Source organism: Halomonas salinarum (genome assembly GCF_012062845.1).
Lineage (GTDB): Bacteria > Pseudomonadota > Gammaproteobacteria > Pseudomonadales > Halomonadaceae > Onishia > Onishia salinarum.
The window spans coordinates 1-23,530 of the sequence record NZ_WWNB01000026.1; the positions used below are offsets into that span (position 1 = coordinate 1).

The following is a 23,530-nucleotide window of genomic DNA, read 5'->3' on the forward strand; positions in this document are numbered from 1 at the left end:
GGGCGTGACCTGGTGGTCGGGCAGCTCGCTTGGCGGTTTAGGCATGATACGGACTCCTGAACCTCGGGCTCTGATATTGAGCTTAACTCACTGAGCCGGTGTATGGATTCAGGTTGATACACAGGGCTCCCACGGTACCCAGAATCATCAGCTCTGAGAGATGCTCGCCGGCACGTCCGGGTGAGAGCAGTGCCAACCCCATGCGAGCCAGTCCCATGACAAGGAAGGCACCCAGTAGGGTGCAGCGAATCGCGAGCAGCGTCATTGGCTGACGGTAGAGCATCATCACCAATGGCGGGCCATTGGTGGAGAAAAGGCCCCCCATCAACCCCGAGAAAAGCCCAGCGAGGTGAAACTGCCAGACAGGTGATGGGGACTGGCGAGGCGAGGGGGAGCGCATCAGCGCCATGCAGGCAATCAGGATGACGATTCCTAGCAGCATGCCCAGTAAGGGCGCTTGGGACTCGCCAAGCCACATTGCCAGATAGTAACCCACCGGCAGCGCCGCCAGGCCAAGCAGCAGTAGGCGTCGCATCATGGTGCTGTCGATCTCTTGCCAGCGCCCCCTGAGTGCCATGGTGTTGTTGAACAGACTCAGCAAGGTGCATAAGAGTGCGGCGCTCTCGATGGGCAAGACCTCAATGGCGGCGAGCAGACCCATGACGATCAGGCCGAAGGCAAAGCCGGTGAGCGTCTGCACATAACTGGCGAGAGCCAGCGTTGAGAAAATGGCGATGTATTGCCAAGTGTGCATGGTGAGGTCCTGCAATCAGAACGAGCATGATCAGAAACTGAAAATACCAAATGGGCATGAGTGTGCCATTTTTTCTTCTATCATTTCTATGCGTGTCATCACCGCGACCCACTACACTATTAAGGCCAACGTGTTGTCCGCTCAGGCGGCTATAAGACTAACCCAATAAAGTAGGACTCTCCTCTAAGGTGGTCTCATCTTTTTAATGTTTCTCTTACTTTTCAAGGCTTGGGTGAACATGATGATTGGTAGGTTTTTCCCATGAAATAGTCAAGGAGAGGCGAGTTATTTATGGGAGGTGCTTTTCTTCAATGATGTTGAGGTGTGCCATGAAACTCATGATTATTGAGGCGTCGTTGGTGCTCTGTATACTGGCCTCATCTTCGGCGCTGGCTGCAGACCGGGTTAATTCAGCCAGTGATGCCGGCATGCAGCCAATTCAAGAGGCTACGATGCTGCTGGCGTCAGATTCCCGTTACCTGAATGAGCGTTCTGCGCTACTCCATAAAAAGCCCATCAGTAAGAAAGTGATGCGCAGCAGCCCGCCACGGCAAGTCAGAGAAACCAATCCTTGGTGGCGTTAAGCGTGGTGTTGGCGTGAAGACCATCTTTGATGATGAGCGGGTTTTTTAGTCAACCTGATAGGAAGACCCAGAGGCAAGGAGAGTTGGGACAGCGTAAATCGACCATAAGTGAAGCATGGGTGTGTATGTTATCAATATTCAATGAGTAAAGGCCGAGGCTTATTGCCTTGGCCTTTTTTCTTTTGCTGAATTTTTTATGTCCATGTCGCTCTTCTTCTTTAGCTTAGGTATGTTAGGTGCATTGCGTTGCACTCTTGCAGTGCAGTCCGATGGTTCAAGGGAGGAAGGCATGTCGTCATCGCTGCTGTCATCATCACAGAAAGGGATTCTGTGGATGTGTGTTGGCGTGTTCTGCCTTTCGGTGGGCGATGCGATTTCCAAATGGCTTGGTGAGGTGCATTCGCCGATTCAGATCATCTTCTTTCGTACCCTGGTATCGCTACCGCTGATTGCGTTGATCGCGCACTTCAATGGCGGACTGCGCAAGCTTTCGACCCAGCGCCCCGGCGTACATCTGGTACGCGGCCTGCTGGCGACCGGCACCATGCTGTGTTTCGTGTTCGGCCTGACGGTGCTGCCGTTGGCAGAAACCACGGCGATCGCCTTCGCCGCGCCGATGTTCGTGACGCTGCTCTCGGTGCCACTGCTCGGCGAGCGCGTCGAGCGGCTGCCGCTGATCGCCGCCCTGGTCGGCTTCTTGGGCGTGCTGGTGGTCGTGCGTCCGGGGGCGGCAGGATTCCAGCTCGGCGCCTTGGTGGTCGTTGGAGCCGCGCTTTTCTACGCCCTGTTAATGATCACGGCGCGGCGCTACGGGATACGTGAATACCTGTGGGCGATGGTCTTCTATGTCACGCTGGTGCCGCTATTGGTCACCGGCGCCATGCTGCCTTGGGTATGGCAGACGCCGTGGCCGCTGCACTGGCTTGGGTTTCTGGGGGCCGGTGTCTTCGGCATCGGCGCTATGGCCTGCATTACCCTGGCCTTTCGCCATGCGCCGGCGGCGCTGGCCGCACCCTTCGACTACACCGGCATGGTCTGGGCGGTTCTACTGGGCTGGTGGTTGTGGGGAGAGATACCCGATCTATGGGTCTATGTCGGCACTATGATCATCATCGCCAGCGGGTTGGCGATCGCTTATCACGAGCGGCGTACCAGCCTTAAGCGCCGGCCGGCATCGTGAGCCCTTGAGGCATGATGGCGTATTAAAAAGGTCAGTCTTTGCATCTGCCTAGCAGTATCGCGTTGTAAGGTGCCGACTGATTCGAAGCTGACGGGCTGCTTCGCGAGACCAACTCACGCAAGTTCAGTGGCTTTGAGCATGAGCTTGGCTGTTGCTATCTGCCCCGTCGATGGCGATATGCCTGACCTGTTCCTGAGAAGTGTGGCCTTGCCTTGTGCCAGGTGAGCAGCGATGGTCGTCATCAGGTGATATCGTCGCTGTGAGAGTGCAGTGGTCAGTGATAATGGAGGCATTTGGGAATGGATGAGGATAAGAAGCCTGGTCAGCCATCCGCGATTGCGGGGGAAAGGCAATTCGAATCATTGCTATGGGGGTCGCGGTTGCTGGTGATGCTGGCCGTTATCCCCAGCCTGCTCGGCGCCACGGTGCTGTTTCTGATTGGTACCGCCGATATCATTAAGGTCGTGATCGATACGGTCGTGTATTACCTGGGCGGCGGCACGCAGGACATTCACGATACGGTGGTACCTAGCGTCATCCTGGCGGTGGATATCTATCTGGTCGCCATTGTTCTTTTGATATTCGGCTCCGGGGTGTATCGGTTGTTCGTGTCGCCTATCGACCAGGCCGAGTCCCACGCCACTAGTCATCCTTTCAACGTGAATTCATTCGACCAGCTGAAGGACAAGATCGCCCGTGTGGTCATCCTTGCCGTGATCATCGAGTTTTTCCGTGCGGTTGTCGATATTCGCTTCCAGACCCCGCTGGATGCGATCTACCTGGCGGTGTCGGTATTGGCATTGGCGGCGAGTCTGTTTCTCATGAATCATGCGCATCGAAAATTCGATCACTAAGGGCCTCTGCCTTTTGGTCTTTGATACCTGAGGATATGGGCCATCAAGAGCGCCGTTCGCTGCTGGCCAACGCCGAGCCGGTGATTTTTTGTCACCCTTCAATGACGCTCGGCGGTAAAAGCTGGATAATGGCGGGTTTTCTGCCTTTGCTTCGCTGAAGCAACCACGTCCGGTGCCCGTTCCATGGAAATCAAGGTCAATTATCTCGATAACCTCCGGCTGGAGGCCAAGTTCGACGACTTTACCGTCATCTCGGACCAGCCCATTCGCTACAAGGGCGATGGCTCGGCGCCAGGCCCCTTCGATTACTTCCTGGCGTCCTCCGCCATGTGCGCGGCGTACTTCGTCAAGGTGTACTGCAATGCGCGCAATATCCCCACCGAGAATATCCGACTGTCGCAGAACAACATCGTCGACCCGGAAGATCGCTACAACCATATCTTCAAGATTCAGGTGGAGTTACCGGACGATCTCTCTGACAAGGATCGTCAGGGTATCCTGCGCTCCATTGATCGCTGCACGGTCAAGAAGGTGGTCCAGAACGGCCCCGAGTTCCAGATCGAGACGGTCGAGAACCTGGACGAGGATGCTCAGGCGCTGCTGATGGCAGAGCCAAAGGAGGGTGTCAGCACCTGGATCGAGGGCAAGGACCTGCCACTCGAGCAGACCATCGCCAACATGACGCGGCTCTTCGAAAACCTCGGCATGAAGGTCGAGATCGCTTCATGGCGCAATATCGTGCCGCATGTGTGGTCGCTGCATATTCGCGATGCGGCATCCCCGGCGTGCTTCACCAACGGCAAGGGGGCTACCAAGGAGAGCGCACTGGCCTCGGCGCTTGGTGAGTTCATCGAGCGCTTGAGCTGCAACTTCTTCTATAACGATCAGTTCTTCGGTGAAGAGATCGCCAACAGCGAATTTGTGCATTATCCGAACGAAAAGTGGTTTCAGCCGGGGCCCAATGACGAACTGCCCGACGGCATCCTCGACGAGTACTGCCTCGAGATCTACAACCCGGATGACGAGCTGTGCGGTTCCAACCTGATCGATACCAACTCGGGCAAGTCCGAGCGCGGCATTGTCAGCTTGCCCTTTGTTCGTCAGTCGGATGGCGAGACGATCTACTTCCCCTCGAACCTGATCGAGAATCTCTTCCTCAGCAATGGCATGAGTGCCGGCAATACGCTGCAGGAAGCCGAAGTGCAGTGCCTGTCGGAAATCTTCGAGCGGGCAGTGAAGCGCGAAATCATTGAACAGGAGATCACGCTGCCGGACGTGCCGATGGATGTCCTGAAGAAATACCCGGATATCCTAGAGGGCGTCGAGGCGCTGGAGGCCCAGGGCTTCCCGGTGCTGATCAAGGATGCCTCGCTGGGCGGTCGCTTCCCGGTGGCCTGTGTGACGCTGATGAACCCGAAGACCGGTGGTGTCTTCGCTTCCTTCGGCGCCCATCCGAGCTTCCAGGTGGCGCTTGAACGCAGCCTGACCGAGCTGATGCAGGGCCGCAGCTTCGAAGGCCTGAATGATTTCATGCCACCGACGTTCAACTCGCTGGCCGTTACCGAGCCGAATAACTTCGTCGAGCACTTCATCGACTCGTCGGGATTGCTCTCCTGGCGCTTCTTCAGCTCGAAGGCCGATCTCGATTTCTGTGAGTGGGATTTCTCGGGCACAACCGAGGAAGAGGCTGCCTGCCTGTTCGGTATGCTCGAGGAAATGGGCAAAGAGGTTTACGTGGCCGTCCATGAAGACCTGGGTGCACCGGTGTGCCGAATCCTGGTGCCGGGGTATTCCGAGATCTATCCGGTCGAGGATCTGGTATGGGACAACACCAACAAGGCACTGTTGTTCCGTGAGGATATCCTCAACATTCATAGCCTGGATGACGATCAACTGGCTGACCTGCTCGAACGTCTGGAAGAGACCCAGATCGATGATCAGGAGGACATCATTACCCTGATCGGCGTCGAGTTTGATGAGAATACGGTCTGGGGCCAGCTCACCATCCTCGAGCTGAAGCTGTTGATCAATCTGGCACTTGGGCAGCTCGAAGATGCTCAGGACCGGGTCCAGATGTTCCTTCAGTTCAATGACAACACTGTCGAGCGTGGGCTGTTCTTCCAGGCGCTGAATGCGGTACTCGACATTGCGCTCGACGATGAGCTTGAACTCGAGGACTACCTCTATAACTTCACGCGCATGTTTGGCGAGACCACGATGGAGGCGGTGGTCGACTCGGTGAATGGCGATGTCCGGTTCTACGGTCTGACGCCGACCAGCATGCAGCTGGAGGGGCTGGAAAAACATCACCGGCTGATCGAGAGTTACAAGAAGCTGCACGCGCATCGTGCGGCCCTGGCCGGTCAGCAGTAAGCCGGTCACCGATCGCGCCGGCTGTTAGCGGTCGACGACCAGGACACCCCCGAGCCAGTTTTCTGGGCCGGGGGTGTTTCGTCTGGGCGTCTTTCTCATCCTCGAACACCTAAGCGAACCAGTTAAACTACTCTTTCTATGCAAATAGTGTTGCCGTGCATTCATGTCTTGCCGGCATCACCTTACCGGCTGGTTTATTGCTCAAATCAAGCCTGATCGCTTCCAAGTGGCTGAATTAGTGGGTATTGCTGCCTGTAATCTCCTGTTTTAGGCAGGTGAATCGGTCATTTACTTTCATACCATGGATCTCATGGGTATCTTAAAGATTTAAGGCCTGTCGCCGATAATACGTGGAGCGTGACCGAGTCGTTACTGATTACGCCGCTCAATCCCATGGAGGGAAGAGAGAATGCCATTTCAGGAGGCTAGCCCACGACACGTTGGCGTAGCGAAGTATGAGCAAGGAAGCCTCAGCGCTATTGCCAATAGTATCGGCTGGGTGGTGATTGTTAGCGGCGCTCTGGTTTTGTTGTCCTGGTTCTTTGATATCGAGTCAGGAAAACGCTTACTGCCTAACTTCGAGTCGATGAAGCTCAACACCGCCCTGTGCTTCATCGCCTGTGGTCTTATGTTGAAGCGTAAGTCGCCGTTCGTGACGGCTTCGGTCAGCGCTGCTAGCTCTTGGTTGCTAGCGTGCTTTGTGCTCGCGATATCAGGGCTAACCCTTGTCGAGTACGCCTTTGGGTGGCGACTCGGTATCGATAATCTTGTGGTGATAGACGAGGCCACGCTAGCGAGTCATTTGCCAGGGCGCATGTCGGTTGGTACCGCATTGTGCTTCATCATGCTCGGCGCCGGCTGGTTGGCTAGCTTGCTATCCTGGCGTCTCTCAACCTTGGCCACGCAACTCCTTGCCCTTGCCGTGATCATGATCAGCTGTGCGGCATTGATCGGGTATGTCTTCGGTATCCAGCATTTCAGGCTGTTTATTTTGTCTACCATGGCGCTACATACGTCGGCTCTGTTGGTGCTATGTGGCGCGGGAATGCTGTTGGTGCCTGTGTGACGCCCGTCTTGATGGGGTGGCTCAGCCTTCAGGGCGTATCGGCCGGCCTATATTCGGATGCCTTTGGCTTCGCATTGAGCAGCCTGTCCAGCATTCTGATATTGGTTTTCGTCGGTTGGGTAGGAGCCGATGCGCTTAACCGTGAAGAGGAACGTTTTCGCTCGACCATCGACTCCTGCCCGGTGGCGACGATCATGGTCGATGAGGATGGCATCATCCGTATGGCCAATCGGCTCGCGAATACGACTTTTCGTTGCCCGGCTGGTCATCTGGTGGGGCTGCCGGTGGAGCACCTGATACCCAGCAGGTTCCGTCCGCGTCATGAGGGCTATCGGAATGAATACATGTTTCACCCTGAGCAGCGAATCATGGGGGCAGGGCGAGAGCTTTTCGCCATGCGGCATGATGGCACCGAATTCCGGGCCGAGATTGCCTTGAACCCGGTGCGTACGGCCGATACGAACTATGTCATGGCGGCGATCGTGGATATCACCGAGCGGGTAGAATCAGAGCAAAAAATTCTGAACCTCAGCAGGATTCACAAAGTGTTGAGTGGTATCAACACGCTGATTGTGCGAGCCCAAACAAGTGATTTGCTGTGCGATGAGGCCACACGCATTACGGTCGAAGAAGGCGATCTACCCGCTGCGTTAGTCGTGCAGTACGACAGCGAGTCGGATCGATACGAGACGCTGCATGCCCACTCCATGGATGCACGGCTCGATACTCGCCACTTGTCTGACTTTGAAATAGATGCCCTCAGACAATGCCTGCGGCGGAAAAGCGCGGTAGTTCGCAACGACCTGGCGGATCAAAAAGCCAATGGCGATTCGCTGGATCTGGTCGAGATGGGAATAGGGGCCTTGGCAGCCTTTCCACTGGTCTCGCCTGATCCCCGTCTGCAAACAGCCTTCTTGATCTATCGGCGCGAGCCGTTTTCCTTCGATGAGCCTGAAATGACACTGCTACAGGAGGTGGCTGGCGACATCTCGTTCGCGATCGATAACTTGGCAAAGAGTCAGCAGCTCGAGTATCTGACGCACTATGATAACGTCACGGGCTTGCCAAATCGCCTGCTGCTGACCGACCGGCTTCAACAGGCGATTTTACAGGCCGACAGTTACCAGAGCACGGTCAGCATTCTGTACCTGGACATCGACCGGTTCAAACAGGTCAATGATAGTCTCGGCCACACTGGCGGTGACGATGTACTCCGTCAGGTAGCGCAGCGGATCAGGGCCTGCGTGACCAAGGCTGATACGGTATCTCGTTGGGGAGGGGATGAATTCATTATCCTGCTACCCGAACACTGTACCGCTGATGCCGCAGAGGTCGCTAACACCATCACCGGCGCATTGCATGCGCTTATGGTTCTTGACGATGGTCGGGAATTGTTCGTCTCGTGCAGCATTGGCATAGCGGAGCATCCGTCTGATGGCGGAGACACTGATTCACTGATCAATAGTGCCAGAGACGCGATGACCGCCATCAAGGAATATGGAGGCAACGACTATCGGCATTTTGTTCCCGATAGTAGCGGGCTGGCTGATGATGGTCTCGCGTTTGAAACATCATTACGGCATGCCTTAGGCCAGGAACAGTTTCAGCTTTACTACCAGCCTCAGGTCGATATCGTCTCCCGCCAGGTAGTGGGGCTGGAAGCGCTTCTGCGTTGGCATCATCCGATACAGGGCCTGGTTTCGCCAGATCACTTCATCCCCCTGGCCGAGAGGACCGGGCTGATTGTGCCTATCGGCGAATGGGTGTTGCGTGAGGCATGCCAGAAAGGTGCTGCCTTGCCGGAGCTTAAAATGGCGGTGAACCTGTCGGCACGGCAGTTCCACCAGAAAAACCTTGTCGACGTCGTCCGCCAGATTCTGGAGGAAACCGGCATGCCGCCGGCCAACCTGGAACTGGAAATCACGGAAAGTACCCTGATCTACGATGTTGAATCGGCCATTGCCACGATGACGCGGTTGAGTGCTCTCGGGGTGAGCATTTCCCTGGACGACTTCGGTACCGGCTATTCCAGCTTGAGTTACTTGAAGCGCTTCCCGATTGATACCCTCAAGATCGACAAGTCCTTCATCGCCGAAGTCACCATCGACTCGGACAGTGAAGTGATCGTTAATACCATTATCGTCATGGCGCACAGTCTGGGGCTCAACGTTATCGCTGAAGGAGTGGAAACCGACGAGCAACTAGCGAAATTGAGTGAACGCGGGTGCGATGAGGCCCAAGGGTATCTGTTTTCTCGGCCAATGCCTTATCAGGAAATGATTGACGCAATGCAAATCTGATCGAAGACCTTGTTGATGACCAAATCACCCCTCTATTACGGGTGCCTCAGCACCGGGTGTCAGGTGATTCAATACAAAGGAGAAGAGTGATGCATCCAACAATGTTTGGTAACGAAATGTGGACCTTTGGTCCGTTCATGATGTTGATCATGGCGGCAGTAATGGTCATACCCTTCTGGTTTATTTTTTCCAAGGCTGGCCACCCGAAGTGGTTAAGTCTTCTGATGGTGGTGCCACTCGTGAATATCGTGCTGTTGTATTTTCTGGCCTTTTCTCGGTGGCCGAGCCAAGTCAATGCTAATAAAGAGAAATAGCTCCACGACAAGGCTGGATATTCATCACGCCATCGTCACCTGAAAAATATCCAAGCCGCTACCATGCTTCGTGGTGGCTTAATTCAGGCGACGCAGTCTGGCGAAACTCACTGGCCGCGATTACCAAAGCCAAGCTAGTGATCGGGTTCGGGACTTTTCATTTTGGATGTACTGATTCGGGCGATCATTTGGCGAAAAGTGCCACACCCACCTTGGAGCGATTGGGCCGCCCGATGGTGCGGGTGATCCAGTCGCCGGTGGCGGCCAGCGCATCAAGATCGATGCCGCTCTCGATGCCGAGGCCATTGAGCAGGTAGATCACGTCCTCGCTTGCCACGTTGCCGGAGGCGCCCTTGGCGTAGGGGCAGCCGCCGAGGCCGGCGACGGAGCTGTCGATCACACCGATGCCTTCCTCGAGTACGGCATAGAGGTTGGCGAGCGCCTGGCCGTAGGTGTCGTGGAAGTGGGCGCCGAGCCGCTCAATGGGGACGTCTCGGGCCACGGCATCGAGCATGCGCTTGGCCTTGAGCGGGGTGCCGGTGCCGATGGTGTCACCAAGCGAGACCTCATAGCAGCCCATCTCAAAAAGCGCTCCTGCCACCTCGGCCACCTTGGCCGGGGCGATCTCGCCCTCGTAGGGGCAGCCGAGCACGCAGGAGACATAGCCGCGTACGCGGACCTTGGCCTCCTTGGCGCGTTCGAGCACCGGGGCGAAGCGCTCCATGGACTCGGCCACGGAGCAGTTGATGTTCTTCTGCGAGAAGGACTCGGAGGCGGCGCCGAATACCGCGACCTCGTCTGCGCCGCATTCAAGCGCGGCTTCCAGGCCCTTGAGGTTGGGGGTCAGCGCCGAATAGACGACGCCGTTGCGGCGCTTGAGGCCGGCCATCACCTCGCGGTGGTCGGCCATCTGCGGCACCCACTTGGGCGAGACGAAGCTCGCCGCCTCGATATGGCGAAGGCCGGCGGCGCCGAGCCGGTCGATCAGCTCGAGCTTGGTGGCGGTGCTGACCGGTTCGGGCTCATTCTGCAGGCCGTCGCGAGCGCCGACCTCGACCAGGCGCACGCTTTTGGGAAATGCCATTTCTTCACTCCTGTCATGGTGGCGACGTTTCCGGTGGCAGGCCCCGAAGTGTCGGACCATCGCGGAGGCGCTATGGACCCATCCCTGGGCGCTACCTCTGCCCTGCGGCGCTCTCGCGTCCCGCTTCGCTTGCAGGGCCGGTGCTGGCCATCCATGGCCAGCCCGTTCGGAGCCGTGCTCCTCACCCCTGGCAGAGGACCTCCGCTTCTACCTGCCCCCGGCGTCGCCCGCCTGCGCGCGACTCCTTACTCGTCGGCGGCGAATTCCAGTAGCACCTCGCCCTGGCTCACGGTGTCACCGGCGGCGAAGTGGAAGCTCACCACCTGGCCATCCGCCGGGGCGCTCAGGGTGTGCTCCATCTTCATGGCCTCCATCACCATCAGCGGCATGCCTTTCTCGACCGGGGTGCCGGGCTCCACCAATAGCGTCACCACGGTGCCGTGCATGGGCGCGGTGAGGGTTGATTCGGCCTCGTGATGGCCGTGATCGACGGCGTCCGCGCGCAGCCAATCGAGGCGGGTCTCGCCCTGGGTATCCGCGAGCACGATGGTGTCGCCATCGAGCCTGGCCTGCAGGCGGCGGCGATGACCGTCGAGGGTGATGGCCACGGCATCGCCATCGAGCCGCTGCAGGTTGGCCGAAAGCGTCGTGCCCCCGAGGTCGAACCGCCAGGGGGCATCCTCATGGGGGCGGCTGCCGTCGACGACGATCGGCTCGGCCGCGGGCGATTGGGGGGCGGTCGCTTTGGGGACGTTCAAGCCCACGCGGATGCGATGGTCGGCGTTGAGGCGAAAGCCGTCATGGCGGTCCCAGGGCGAGTCGCTTTTGCTCTCGCGGCCGAGCCGGTCCAGCGCCACCAGGGCGGCGCTGGCGTAGTCCTCGGCGCTGGGCTCATGGACGGCGAACAGGTCGACGTGGTGGTGTTCGATGAAGCGGGTGTCGAGCTTGGCGGCCCGGAAGGCCGGGTGGCTCGCCAGACGCTGCAGGAAGGCGCGATTGGTGACCACGCCGCGGACGTCCAGCGCAGCGAGGGCCCTGTTGAGGGTGGCCAGTGCCTGGTCCCGGTCGTCGCCATGCACGATCAGCTTGGCGAGCATCGGGTCATAGTGCATCGAGACCTCGTCACCGCTCTCGACGCCGCTGTCCAGGCGCACCTGGGTGGGATCGAGGCCGGCACCGGCGAGATCCAGCCCGAAGTGCTCGAGGTGCCCGGTGGCGGGCAGGAAACCCTGCGCCGGGTCTTCGGCATAGAGGCGCGCCTCGAAGCTGTGGCCGGTGATGGTCAGCGCGTCCTGGGCCAGCGGGAGCGGCTCGCCCATGGCCACGCGCAGCTGCCATTCCACCAGATCCTGGCCGGTGATCATCTCGGTGACCGGGTGCTCGACCTGCAGCCGGGTGTTCATCTCCATGAAGTAGAAGCGGCTATCCTGCTCTTGTGAAGAGTCCAATAAAAACTCGACCGTGCCGGCGCCCACGTAGCCGATCTCCTGGGCGGCACGCACCGCGGCCTCGCCCATCTCGCGGCGCAGCTCGGCGGTCATGCTCGGGGCCGGGGCCTCCTCGAGGACCTTCTGGTGGCGGCGCTGCACGCTGCAGTCGCGCTCGAAGAGATAGACGCCATTGCCGTGGGTGTCGCAGAACACCTGTACCTCGACGTGGCGGGGCTGGGTCAGGTACTTCTCGATCAGCATGCGCGGGTCATTGAAGGCGGCCTGGGACTCGCGGCGGCAGCCGTCCAGGGCGGCCTGGAACCCTTCTCCGGATTCGACCACCCGCATGCCCTTGCCGCCGCCTCCCCGGCTTGCCTTGAGTAGCACCGGGTAGCCGATCCGCTCGGCCGCGGCGCGCAGCAGGGCGTCGTCCTGGTCGTCGCCGTGGTAGCCGGGCACCAATGGCACGCCGGCCTTTTCCATGCGGGCCTTAGCGGCTGACTTGTCGCCCATCGCCGAGATGGCGGTGGCGGGCGGGCCGATGAAGACGATGCCGGCCTCGGCGCAGGCAGTGACGAAGTCGGCGTTCTCGGAAAGAAAGCCGTAGCCCGGGTGAATGGCGCCGGCGCCGCTGCGGCGGGCGGCCTTCAGTACAGCATCCACCCTCAGGTAGCTATCACGGGCCGCCGCAGGACCGATGCGCACGGCCTCGTCGGCCTTGCGCACGTGGCGGGCGTTGGCATCGGCGTCGGAGTATACCGCCACGGTGCGCAGGCCCATGCGGCGGGCGGTGCGCATCACCCGGCAGGCGATCTCGCCGCGGTTGGCCACCAGCAGGGTGTCGAAGTGCTGGGCGCGGGGAGAGGTCGTCCGGGTCATTTCTGGTGCTCCGTGTTCGATGAGTCGTCCGGGGCCCAGGTGGGACGACGCTTCTCTAAGAAGCTGGCCAGACCCTCCTGGCCCTCGTGGCTCACCCGCAGTTCGCTGATGATGCGGCAGGTGTGGTCGCGGGTGGCGTTGCTGTCGGGCTCCCGGGCGACCTCGGCGAGCAGCGCCTTGGTGGCGCGGCTGGCCTGGGGCGAGGTGGCGAGCAGGGTGTCGACCATGGCCTCGACGGCGGCGTCCAGGTCCTCGGTGGCGACCACCCGGTGGGCCAGGCCCAGGGTCTCGGCGGTGGCGGCGTCGATGACCTCGGCGGTCAGGGCATAGCGGCGCATCTGCCGCTCGCCCAGGGCGCGCTGCACATAGGGACTGATCACCGCCGGCGACAGGCCGATCTTCACCTCGGAGAGGCAGAACCTGGCCTGCTCGGAGACGATCACCACGTCGCAGCAGGCCGTCAGGCCCACGGCACCGCCGAAGGTGGCACCCTGCACGCGGCACACACTGGGGCAGGGCAGGGTGTCCAGGGCGTGCATCAGCGACGATAGCTCGCGGGAATCCGCCAGGTTGTCCTCGAAGTCGTAGTCGACCATGCGCTTCATCCAGTTGAGGTCGGCGCCGGCGGAGAAGTGCTTGCCCTCGGAACCCAGCACCAGCACACGCACCTCGCCGCGGTGGGCGAGCTCGCCGACCCGGTGGAGATGGTCGTTGAGCTCACTGATCAGATGCTCGTCGAAGGCGTTGTGCACCTCGGGGCGGTCCAGCGTCAGCCGGGCGACCCCGCGGTCGTCGATGGTCAGTGTTGAGAAGGTTGTCTCGGGCATATCGGACCTCATTGGCAGAGCTTTAAGCCGGAAGCTTGAAGAACCCCCGGCATCTTGCCGCCGGGGCCTGCGGTGGTGACTTCCAGCTTAGAACGTCAAGCTCACGGCTCCACGCGAAGCGTGGGCCTACATCCGGAACACGCCGAAGCGGGTCTCTTCCACCTCGGCATTCATGGCGGCGGCCAAGGCCAGGCCGAGTACGTCGCGGGTCTGGGCCGGGTCGATCACACCGTCGTCCCATAGCCTGGCACTGGCGTAGTAGGGGTGGCCCTGGTGCTCGTACTGCTCGCGGATCGGGCGCTTGAAGGCCTCTTCGTCCTCGGCGGACCAGGTCTCGGCCGGGTTCTCAAATTGATCGCGCTCATACTGGTCACGCTTGAGTTGTTCTCTTCTGACTTGTGCGAGCACGTTGGCGGCCTGCTCGCCGCCCATCACCGAGATTCGCGCGTTGGGCCACATGAACAAGAGGTTCGGGTCATAGGCGCGGCCGCACATGCCGTAGTTGCCGGCGCCGAAGCTGCCGCCGATCAGCACGGTGAACTTGGGCACCTGGGCGCAGGCCACCGCCGTGACCAGCTTGGCGCCGTGCTTGGCGATGCCCTCCTGCTCGTACTTGGAGCCGACCATGAAGCCGGTGATGTTCTGCAAGAACACCAGTGGAATCTTGCGCTGGGCGCACAGTTCGATGAAGTGGGCGCCCTTGACGGCGCTCTCCGAGAACAGCACGCCGTTGTTGGCGACGATGCCCACCGGATGGCCGTGAAGGTGGGCGAAACCGGTCACCAGGGTGTCGCCGTAGTAGCGCTTGAACTCGTCGAAGTCGGAATTGTCCACCAGCCGGCCGATCACCTCGCGCACGTCATAGGGCTTCTTGAGATCGGTACCGACGATGCCGTAGAGCTCGGCGGGGTCGAGCCGCGGCGGACGGGACTCCTTGAGCGCGAGCCGGCCACGCTTCTGCCAGTTGAGCCGCGAGACGGCGCGGCGGGCAATCTGCAGAGCATGGGCGTCGTTGTCGGCATAGTGATCCACCACGCCACTGATCTTGCAGTGCACATCGGCGCCGCCCAGATCCTCGGCGCTGATGGTCTCGCCGGTTGCCGCCTTCACCAGCGGCGGCCCGCCGAGGAAGATAGTGCCCTGGCCCTTGACGATGATCGACTCGTCGGCCATCGCCGGGACATAGGCACCACCGGCGGTGCAGGAACCCATCACCACCGCAATCTGTGGAATGCCCGCGGCGGAGAGGGTCGCCTGGTTATAGAAGATGCGCCCAAAGTCGTCGTGGTCGGGGAAGACCTCGTCCTGCTCGGGCAGGTAGGCACCGCCGGAGTCGACCAGATAGATACAGGGCAGGCGGTGCTTGCGGGCGACTTCCTGGGCGCGCAGATGCTTCTTGACGGTCAGTGGGTGGTAGGTGCCGCCCTTGACCGTGGCGTCGTTGGCGACGATCACGCATTCCACGCCCGAGACGCGGCCGATGCCGGTGATCACGCCGGCGGCGGGCAGTGGGGTGTCGTAGACCTGGTAGGCGGCCAGCGCCGAGAGCTCGAGGAAGGGCGAGCCCTCGTCGAGCAGGTGGTCGATGCGGTCGCGCACGTAAAGCTTGCCGCGGGCTTCGTGGCGGGCGCGGGCCTTCTCCCCGCCGCCCTGATGGATAGCGGCGGTCAACTCGCGCAGCTTGTCGACCTCATGACGCATGGCGACGTCATTGGACTGGAAGACCTCGCTGCGCGCATTGATCTGGGTATGCAGGATGCTCATGGAACGCCGCCCTTACTTGGATTCGTTGAATATCTCGCGGCCAATCAACATGCGTCGAATCTCGCTGGTGCCGGCGCCGATCTCGTAGAGCTTGGCGTCGCGCAGCAGCCGCCCGGTGGGGTAGTCGTTGATGTAGCCGTTGCCGCCTAGCAGTTGAATGGCATCCAGCGCGACCTGGGTGGCCTTCTCGGCGCAGTAGAGGATCACCCCGGCGGCGTCCTTGCGAGAGGTCTGGCCACGGTCGCAGCCGGCGGCCACCGCATACAGGTAGGCGCGGCAGGCATTCAGGGTGGTGTACATGTCGGCGATCTTGCCCTGCACCAGCTGGAACTCGCCGATCGCCTGATCGAACTGCTTGCGCTCATGGACGTAGGGCACGACCACGTCGAGGGCCGCCTGCATGATGCCGATGGGGCCGGCGGCCAGCACGGTACGTTCATAATCCAGCCCGCTCATCAGCACCTTGGCGCCGTGGCCTTCCTCGCCCAGCACGTTCTCGGCCGGCACGCGGCAGTCCTGGAAGACCAGTTCGCAGGTGTTGGAGCCGCGCATGCCCAACTTGTCGAGCTTCTGGGCGGTGGAGAAACCGGGGAAGTCCTTCTCGATGATGAAGGCGGTGATGCCCTTGGAACCGGCCTGTGGGTCGGTCTTGGCGTAGACGATCAGGACGTGGGCATCGGGGCCGTTGGTGATCCACATCTTGTTGCCGTTGAGGAGGTAGTGATCGCCGTCCTTCTTGGCACGCAGCTTCATCGAGACCACATCCGAGCCGGCGCCCATCTCGGACATGGCCAAGGCACCCACGTGCTCGCCACTGATCAGCCTGGGCAGGTACCTGGCCTTCTGCTCGGCACTGCCGTTGAGCTTCAACTGGTTGACGCAGAGGTTGGAGTGGGCGCCATAAGAGAGCCCCACCGAGGCGCTGGCCCGGGAAATCTCCTCCATGGCGATGCAGTGGGCGAGATAGCCCATGCCGCTGCCGCCGTCCTCGTCGGACACGGTGATGCCGAGCAGGCCCATGTCGCCGAATTTCTGCCACAGGTCGCTCGGGAACTCGTTCTTTGCATCGATCTCGGCGGCGCGCGGGGCGATCTCGTCACGGGCAAAGGCGTTCACCTGATCACGCAGCATGACCATCGTCTCGTCGAGGCCGAAGTCGAGGGGCTGATAGGGGGTATGCATGGCGTGGCTCCCGGGCAGATCGGTGGCAAGCGGCGTAGAGGAAGACTCGACAGGCCGCCGCGCGCCGCGTTGCTGGATGTCGAACTTGGATACTACGACTAGCCTAGGTCTGCTTTACGTTAACGTAAAGCAAGAGATGGTTGGGATCGACCAAGGTGGTAAACGGTCATACATGACCTATAAGTGCTGTCACTAAAAACGCCATGCCAGGCGATGAAAATGGGGAAGGTAAAGGAAACGGGGATAGTGGAGAGAAAAGTGGCGGACAGCTCAGAGTAGCGTTACGAGGAGTGATAGGGCATCCCGACGATGTGAGCAGAGACGAGGAAGGTGGTAGAAAATGTAATCGCTAAGAAGGCAGTAGCGACGAACTTAGTCGAGGGCGGGCTAACGCAGAGGCCCAGAACGAGCTCAGGCGCCCTAGAGGCGCCCGATGATCAGCGTCGAATAGCGCTAAAAAACGGCTAGCGACATCGCTTTCATGATACGGGAGTGATCAGGAACCGTCGGCATTGGGGAAGAATAGCTGTTGGCCATCGAGGCTGTAATCAGCGATTGCCTCCTGGCCCTCGTCGGAGATCAGCCAGTTATGCCACTGCTCGGCCAGATCATGTTTGAGGTCCGGAAAGCGCTCTTCACTGATCAGGATGCTGCCGTACTGATTGAAGAGGGCCTCGTCGCCTTCGAAGACGATCTCCAGGTTCTGCGGGTTATTGAAGGCGACCCAGGTGGCGCGGTCGGATATCACATAGGCGTCCATGCCAGCGGCAGTGTTGAGGGTTGGCCCCATGCCGCTACCCAGTTCACGGTACCATTCGCCGCTCGGTTCAATGTCGGCAGCGTCCCACAGGCGAAGCTCGGCACGGTTGGTACCGCTGTCATCGCCGCGTGAGGCAAAGGGCGCTTCGGCTTCGGCGATACGCGTCAGGGCTTGTTCGATGTCTTTTGCACCGCGCACACCAGCGGGGTCACTGTCCGGCCCGAGGATCACGAAGTCGTTGTACATGACGTTTTGACGTTCGCTGCCATAGCCTTCTTCAACGAAACGCTTCTCACCAGTAGTATCATGCACCAGCAGGCTGTCGGCATCGCCGCGACGGGCGATCTCGAAGGCCTGGCCGGTACCCACCGCAACGACACGCACGTCGATGCCGCTGTCTTCCTTGAACTTGGGCAGGATCGAATCGAACAGTCCCGATTGTTCTGTGGACGTGGTCGACGCCAGGGTGATGAAGGGGGCGTCATCCTGAGCAAGGGCAGCGGTCGTCAGGGTGCTGCCGATAAGGCCCAGGGCGGCAAGGCTGAGTATCCGATAGCGCATACGAGCTTTCCTTCTAATAGTGGTGACAACGAGTAAAAGCAACTGGTGAGGTCGAGGCAGAACGCGTTACCAGACCAGTTCTCCTTTCACGAAGGCTTGCGCCTCCGCAGTACGTGGTACCGAGAAGAATGTCTCGGCCTTGCTGTGCTCGACCAGTCGGCCGCTGCACAGAAAAATCACCTCATCGGCCAGTCGGCGAGCCTGGTGGAGGTCGTGGCTAGTCATGACGATGCGGGTGCCTCGGCGGTGGAAATCCTCGATCGCATCTTCGACCGCCTTGATGGCGGCAGGGTCCAGCGCGGCGGTGGGCTCATCCAGAAATAGCACCTCGGGGCCGATGAGCCAGGCGCGAGCCAGTGCCAGCCGCTGCTGTTCGCCACCCGACAGCACTCTTGCTGGCCGTTTTGCCAGGGCGGCAAGCCCAAAGCGTTGCAACGCTTCCATGGCCTTTGCGCGTCGCCTGGTGCGAGGTTCCCCGTTGATCTTCAATGTGTAGGTCAGGTTGGCCAGTGCCGAGCGGCGCAGCAGCACCGGTCGCTGGAAGACCATGGCTTGACGCGGCCGGCCATTCGGCCAACGGATCTGACCTCGACTGGGCTGCAGCAGGCCGTGGGCCAGGCGCATCAGGAGGCTTTTGCCGGCGCCGTTGGGGCCCATGATCAGGGTCTTGCCGGCGCCCGTAAGCGTGAGCGTCACGTCATCCAGCAGGGCCTGGCCACGATGTTCGAAGCTCACCGACTCCATCGCCAGGCCAGCGGGAGACGCGTTGGTACTAATCGCCATGCTCATGTCGTTCATCCCAGTCGCCTCCTGGCGGTTTCGCCGATGACGTAGGCGGCGCCGTTGATCAGTGCCACCAGACTCAACAGCACGATCCCGAGTCCTAGTGCCAACGGCAAATTGCCCTTGCTGGTCTCAAGCGCGATGGCGGTCGTCATGACACGCGTCACGCCATCGATGTTGCCACCGACGATCAATACCGCGCCGACTTCGGCGCTGGCGCGGCCAAAACCGGCCAGCACTACAGTAATCAGGCCGAAACGCGCATCCCACAGCAGGGTGGGAATGGCGCGGGCGCGGCTCAGTCCGAAAGAGGAAAGCTGCTCCCGATACTCGCCCCACAGCTCCTCGACCAATTGGCGCGCCAGGGCGGCGATAATCGGTAGCACCAGTACCACCTGGGCGATGATCATGGCTGTTGGGGTGAACAGAAGGCCTAGCTCTCCCAGTGGGCCGACCCGAGACAGCAACAGGTAAACGCCAAGCCCGGCTACCACGGGTGGCAGGCCCATGAGCGCGTTGAGTGCCACGATGACCACCCCGCGGCCGGGCAGACGCCAAAGGGCCAGGGCGGCTCCCAGAGGTAGGCCGATCAGTGCTGCAGCCAGCACGGCGCTCAACGACACACGCAGCGACAGGGTGACGATGTCCACCAGTGCCGGATCCATGTCGATGACCAGAGCCAGGGCCGTTTGCAAGGCACTGTCGTTGTGCAGGTCGCTGTCTGTTATCCCGCTGGTCGGCATGGCATTCTCCTGATAAGGCTTGCAGCATGTGGTTTATAGAGCCTGAATGCATCCTATGCTGAAAAATATGCAGTCAAATACTATAAAACGACATGTGAACACGATGGATTCTGCCCATGCTCAGAGATGACGCCTCTCAAGTGCCTCGCCATCCCTACCTAACCACCGCCGAGGTGGCCGATTATCTGAGGCTCAAGGAGCGCAAGGTTTACGATCTGGTTCGCCAGGGCGAGATCCCTTGCACCAAGGTGACCGGCAAATTGCTGTTTCCCCGACAGAGCATTGATCTGTGGTTGATGAGTCACCTGGAGGGCGATCAGCCCGGTCAACGACCGGTGCCGAGGGTGCTGGCGGGTAGCCAGGATCCGCTGCTCGAATGGGCGTTGCGCGAGAGTGGTTCAGAGCTTGCCATGCTTTGCCAAGGCAGTGGCGATGGCGCTCGCCGATTGCTTGAGGGTGACGCCCTGCTGGCAGGCGTGCATGTCATAGATGACGCCGATGGTGGCTATAACAGCCCGGAGTTGCTGGGGTTGGGCGGGGTACGCGATCTGGTGATGGTTCGCTGGGGGCGTCGTCGTCAGGGGTTGATGCTGCCGCCGGGCAACCCTTTAGGCATTCGCTCGCTGGACGCGCTCATCAAGGTGAACGCAGTGGCAGGGAATAACAGAGAGGGTGAAAATCTCGCACGAACAAGGAAGCGCGAGGAGGGTGCACCGGTAGTGGCAAGACGCCAGCCGGGCGCTGGTGCCGACCGATTACTGTGTTATCTGCTGAAACGGGCCGGTCTTGGCCTTGAAGAGGTACGGTTTGCCCGCCATCCCATGCTCAATGAGGATGATCTGGCTCTGGCGGTTCATCAGGGGCAAGCCGATGTCGGGCTGGGTGTCGAGGCCGCGGCGCATCGCCATGGGCTCGATTTTTTACCTTTACATCAGGAATGCTTCGACCTGGCCATGCGGCGGCGTAGCTACTTCGAGCCCCCGGTGCAGCATCTGTTGGCCTTTGCGAGAGAGCCACGTTTTGCAGAGCGAGCCTCCCTGATGCAGGGCTATGATCTCGCCGGGCTTGGCGAGGTCGTCTACAACTCCTGAGATGCTCGCTTATACGCCGTCCTGATATGAGGAGAACCATCCCGAGGCGCTTCATGCGCCGGTAGATGGTGGGGCGCGCGACAACCCGAGCTCCCGGGCCACGTCACTGATGCTCAAGCGGTGCTTCCTGAGTCTTACGGCGACATTCTGGGTATGACGATCGTCTTGCTCGTTCTGTGCTCCGGTCACCTTGGGCTTGCCTCGCTCGACAAGGTGCTCAGCGTTCCCTTCATGTGAAGCAGACAAGCCCAGATGCGCCTCACAGTCTGGCATTGTATTGCGTTGACGTGAGGAGAGGTTTTGGCGGTGCGATGAGTATCGAAGAGAGAAGAAAGCTATTGCAAGACTGGCCTACGTGTGGAAATGGCGTCACTGACCAGGGTCAGTGACGCCAAAGCCTGGTTCAGCCCAGCCACAGCGCCAGCTGGTGGTAGAGGGGGATGCCCACGATCACGTTCAGTGGGAAGGTGAAGCCGAGCGCTGCCAGCATGGCCAAGCCGATGTTGGCCTCGGGGATGGCGTTGCGCATGGCGGCCGGTGCCGCGATATAAGAGGCGCTGGCGGCAAGCGCCGTCAGAATCAGTAGCGAACCGCTGGGCAGGCCCAGTGCCAGGCCGACTCCCAGACCGGCCAGCGACAGGATGAATGGCGCCACCAAAGCGAAGGTGAGAAGCCGCCAGTGAAACCAGGGGATGGGGCGCAGGGTTTCGGCCGCGGTCAGGCCCATCTGCAGCAGGAAGAGCGCCAGCACCGCATGGAAGGCACCGGTGAACAACTCAGTGACATTGGCGCCCTGCATGGGGCCATACATGGCGCCGATGACGGCGCCGCCGGCCAGCAGGATCACCCCGCGGTTGGTCAGGGTCTCATGCCAGATGCCCTGCAGTGCCTCGCCAGAGTCACTGCCCTTGTGGCGTCGATAGAGGGCGATGGCCACCATGATCGCCGGCAGTTCCATCATCACCAGGTAGAGTGTGACCTCGGCGCCGATGGGGAGGCCGCGACCTTCGGCGAAGGCCAGTGCTACGGCAAAGGTGCCGGCGCTGACCGAGCCATAATGGGCGGCGATGCTGGCGCTGTCGGCAGGTGAGAGGCGAACCAAGCGGCGCAGTACTGGCATCAGGACGAGTGGGATCACTGTGCCCAGTGCTGCGACGGCGAGCAGTTCCGGCAGCAGCGACCAGCGCAGGTTGCCGTATAGCGCCATGCCACCCTTGAGGCCGATGGTCAGCATCAGCAGCAGGCTCAAAGTGTCGTAGGCGGCCTTGGGGATGTCGAGGTCGGACTTGACGATACCGGCAAGCAGGCCGAGCAGAAAGAACATCACGACAATATCGGGCATAGGTCTCTCTTCTGGAGTCGCAGTGGCAGGATAGCGGCGGATTGTGAGGATTGTTTAATATTGATTCAAATTGATTGTTTGGCTGCATAATATAGATGACTATCTATATATAAATGGAGCCAACCATGAACGTGCGCCACCTGACGTTTCGGCTACTGCAAGTGTATGTGGCGGTGGTGCGAAGCGGCTCGGTGAGCGAGGCCGCTCGTCAGCTTCACTTGACCCAGCCGACCGTTTCCCAACAGCTCAAGCGGCTGGCCGAGGCGGTGGGGGAGCCGCTGCTGGAGAGCCGTCATAGCCGCCTGGTTACCACCCAGGCCGGCAGTGGGCTCTATCGCGCCAGCCGGGATGTGCTCGACCGCTTCGGGGACTTCGAGGATTACCTTGCCGCCCTGCGTGGCGGAGAGCGGGGGCGATTCAGTATTGCCCTGGTCAACACGGCGCAGTACGTGCTGCCCCGGCTATTGGGACCGTACAGTCAGGCGTTTCCCGAGGTTGACGTGACGCTACATATCGGCAACCGTCGCCAGATGCTGACCCGCTTCGAGCGGCAGGACGACGATCTCTATGTGTTCAGTCATCCCCCCTCGCTGGCTCATGCACTGGCTGGCCGATTCCTGCGCAATCCGTTGGTGGTGATCGCGCCGCGGGGCCATGCCCTGGCGATCCGCGAGCGCGTTTCCATAAGTGAACTGCTGGCGGAGCGCTTCCTGCTGCGGGAACCTGGCTCCGCCACGCGCATGCTATTCGAGAGCTGGCTGCAGGATCAGGGTCTGTCGCTGGGTCCGACCCTGCAGATGGCCAGCAACGAGGCGATCCGCGTGGGGGTAGCATCGGGCATGGGTCTTGCCGTGCTCTCCGAGCATGTGTTGCCACCGGAGCACCCCGACCTGGTGATCCTGCCGGTGGCGGGTTGGCCCATCGAGAGCCATTGGCAGTTCATCGTGCGCCGAGACCGGCGTTTGCCTCATGCCGCCCTGGGGTTTCTGACGTTTGTCCAAGGTCACCTGGGGGAGTGCGTGGAGGCGCGCTTTATCTCAAATGAATTGGGGGCAATGCTGGAGGGGCTGGAGTCGGGCACTTAAGGTACGTCGGCGGCGTTGGGCTGACTGTTGGCCGATCTTGGAGAATGGTGATCCGTGGCACTGTGCTGCCAGGTAGTGCCATCGGCCATGGCGTACAGGCGTTCACCCTCTCGCAGTCGACCAGGTTACGCAGGGGCTTGATGCCCAAGGGGTTGAGTTTTGCAGGCGCGACCCGTTGTGTGAGGCTCTCGAAGAACAGGTAGCTCGGTGAGCTGTCGATGCCATTGTTGCCCATCAGCTGGTCCCAGGCAGTGCGCTGAATCGGTGAGAATCGCGCCGCATCGCTGACTCCCTTCCAGAAGGTATGGAGCACTTCCCGGGCGCCCTCGCGGCTACTCCTGTGCAATCCATCGGCCAGCACCACGGCATTCATGGCACCGGCGCTGGTACCGCTGACCCCGACGATCTCCAGTCGATTCTCTTCCAGCAGGCGGTCGAGTACTCCCCAGGTCAGGGCGCCGTGTGAGCCGCCGCCCTGAAGTGCCAGGTCGGTCGTCGGTTGCCATGCTGTCTCATTGAGCCCTGAATGCAGAGGCCTGAATACTGCGATGCAGCCTAGGCTTCCAGACCTTTG

Annotated in this window: 20 protein-coding genes; 9 read left to right on the forward strand and 11 right to left on the reverse strand. The window is 60.5% G+C overall.

Annotation, left to right across the window (positions count from 1 at the left end):
- Nucleotides 1–82: 82 nt before the first annotated feature.
- Complete coding sequence (locus HF027_RS14410; RefSeq protein WP_168016836.1) at nt 83–754, reverse strand: TSUP family transporter; 672 nt, start codon at nt 752–754, stop codon at nt 83–85.
- Between the two features lie 329 nt (nt 755–1,083).
- On the opposite strand from HF027_RS14410, the gene HF027_RS14415 reads away from it, so the two are divergent.
- The 7 genes from HF027_RS14415 (at nt 1,084) to HF027_RS14440 (ending at nt 9,425) form a co-directional block, all read left to right on the forward strand.
- The gene (locus HF027_RS14415) at nt 1,084–1,338 is read left to right on the forward strand and encodes a hypothetical protein (RefSeq protein ID WP_168016838.1); all 255 of its coding nucleotides are present in this window, start codon (nt 1,084–1,086) and stop codon (nt 1,336–1,338) included.
- A gap of 289 nt (nt 1,339–1,627) precedes the next feature.
- Entirely contained in the window at nt 1,628–2,518 is an 891-nt protein-coding gene (locus tag HF027_RS14420; protein WP_245184867.1) for a DMT family transporter, read from the forward strand.
- 299 nt (nt 2,519–2,817) lie between these two features.
- A complete protein-coding gene (locus tag HF027_RS14425; protein WP_168016840.1) occupies nt 2,818–3,372 on the forward strand; it encodes a YqhA family protein in 555 nt (184 codons plus the stop codon).
- Between the two features lie 183 nt (nt 3,373–3,555).
- Nucleotides 3,556–5,745: an OsmC domain/YcaO domain-containing protein gene (locus tag HF027_RS14430; RefSeq protein WP_168016842.1), complete on the forward strand. Its 2,190-nt coding sequence runs from the start codon at nt 3,556–3,558 to the stop codon at nt 5,743–5,745.
- Between the two features lie 409 nt (nt 5,746–6,154).
- On the forward strand, nt 6,155–6,811 hold the full coding sequence (locus HF027_RS15510) for a hypothetical protein (protein ID WP_209316458.1): 657 nt from the start codon (nt 6,155–6,157) through the stop codon (nt 6,809–6,811).
- Entirely contained in the window at nt 6,808–9,111 is a 2,304-nt protein-coding gene (locus HF027_RS14435) for a sensor domain-containing protein (protein ID WP_209316459.1), read from the forward strand. Before HF027_RS15510 ends, HF027_RS14435 begins: the two co-directional genes overlap by 4 nt.
- A gap of 89 nt (nt 9,112–9,200) precedes the next feature.
- The gene (locus HF027_RS14440; protein ID WP_168016844.1) at nt 9,201–9,425 is read left to right on the forward strand and encodes a hypothetical protein; all 225 of its coding nucleotides are present in this window, start codon (nt 9,201–9,203) and stop codon (nt 9,423–9,425) included.
- A 184-nt stretch (nt 9,426–9,609) separates the two neighbouring features.
- On the opposite strand, the gene HF027_RS14445 is transcribed toward HF027_RS14440, so the two are convergent.
- The 8 genes from HF027_RS14445 to HF027_RS14480 form a co-directional block, all read right to left on the reverse strand.
- Complete coding sequence (locus tag HF027_RS14445; RefSeq protein ID WP_168016846.1) at nt 9,610–10,509, reverse strand: hydroxymethylglutaryl-CoA lyase; 900 nt, start codon at nt 10,507–10,509, stop codon at nt 9,610–9,612.
- A gap of 245 nt (nt 10,510–10,754) precedes the next feature.
- Nucleotides 10,755–12,818: an acetyl/propionyl/methylcrotonyl-CoA carboxylase subunit alpha gene (locus HF027_RS14450; protein WP_168016848.1), complete on the reverse strand. Its 2,064-nt coding sequence runs from the start codon at nt 12,816–12,818 to the stop codon at nt 10,755–10,757.
- On the reverse strand, nt 12,815–13,645 hold the full coding sequence (locus HF027_RS14455; RefSeq protein WP_168016850.1) for an enoyl-CoA hydratase-related protein: 831 nt from the start codon (nt 13,643–13,645) through the stop codon (nt 12,815–12,817). The genes HF027_RS14450 and HF027_RS14455 overlap by 4 nt, the downstream gene beginning before the upstream one ends.
- 126 nt (nt 13,646–13,771) lie before the next feature.
- Entirely contained in the window at nt 13,772–15,409 is a 1,638-nt protein-coding gene (locus HF027_RS14460) for a carboxyl transferase domain-containing protein (protein ID WP_168016852.1), read from the reverse strand.
- Between the two features lie 12 nt (nt 15,410–15,421).
- Entirely contained in the window at nt 15,422–16,591 is a 1,170-nt protein-coding gene (locus tag HF027_RS14465) for an isovaleryl-CoA dehydrogenase (RefSeq protein ID WP_168016854.1), read from the reverse strand.
- Nucleotides 16,592–17,087: 496 nt separating this feature from the next.
- A complete protein-coding gene (locus tag HF027_RS14470; RefSeq protein ID WP_168016856.1) occupies nt 17,088–17,912 on the reverse strand; it encodes an ABC transporter substrate-binding protein in 825 nt (274 codons plus the stop codon).
- A gap of 66 nt (nt 17,913–17,978) precedes the next feature.
- Nucleotides 17,979–18,710 (reverse strand): ATP-binding cassette domain-containing protein, encoded by a 732-nt coding sequence (locus HF027_RS14475; protein ID WP_245184868.1) that lies wholly within the window; start codon nt 18,708–18,710, stop codon nt 17,979–17,981.
- The gene (locus HF027_RS14480) at nt 18,707–19,438 is read right to left on the reverse strand and encodes an ABC transporter permease (protein ID WP_168016858.1); all 732 of its coding nucleotides are present in this window, start codon (nt 19,436–19,438) and stop codon (nt 18,707–18,709) included. The genes HF027_RS14475 and HF027_RS14480 overlap by 4 nt, the downstream gene beginning before the upstream one ends.
- Before the next feature lie 116 nt (nt 19,439–19,554).
- On the opposite strand from HF027_RS14480, the gene HF027_RS14485 reads away from it, so the two are divergent.
- Nucleotides 19,555–20,529 (forward strand): helix-turn-helix transcriptional regulator, encoded by a 975-nt coding sequence (locus tag HF027_RS14485; RefSeq protein ID WP_209316460.1) that lies wholly within the window; start codon nt 19,555–19,557, stop codon nt 20,527–20,529.
- A 403-nt stretch (nt 20,530–20,932) separates the two neighbouring features.
- Here HF027_RS14485 and HF027_RS14490 read toward each other — a convergent pair whose 3' ends face one another.
- On the reverse strand, nt 20,933–21,871 hold the full coding sequence (locus tag HF027_RS14490) for a sodium-dependent bicarbonate transport family permease (RefSeq protein ID WP_168016860.1): 939 nt from the start codon (nt 21,869–21,871) through the stop codon (nt 20,933–20,935).
- A 125-nt stretch (nt 21,872–21,996) separates the two neighbouring features.
- Here HF027_RS14490 and HF027_RS14495 point away from each other — a divergent pair, with 125 nt between their 5' ends.
- Nucleotides 21,997–22,956, forward strand: a complete 960-nt coding sequence (locus HF027_RS14495) for a LysR family transcriptional regulator (RefSeq protein ID WP_168016862.1) — start codon at nt 21,997–21,999, stop codon at nt 22,954–22,956.
- Here the strand turns inward: HF027_RS14495 and HF027_RS14500 are convergent.
- The gene (locus HF027_RS14500) at nt 22,904–23,506 is read right to left on the reverse strand and encodes a patatin-like phospholipase family protein (RefSeq protein ID WP_342448748.1); all 603 of its coding nucleotides are present in this window, start codon (nt 23,504–23,506) and stop codon (nt 22,904–22,906) included. The two genes, HF027_RS14495 and HF027_RS14500, sit on opposite strands and share 53 nt — an antisense overlap.
- Between the last annotated feature and the right edge of the window lie 24 nt (nt 23,507–23,530).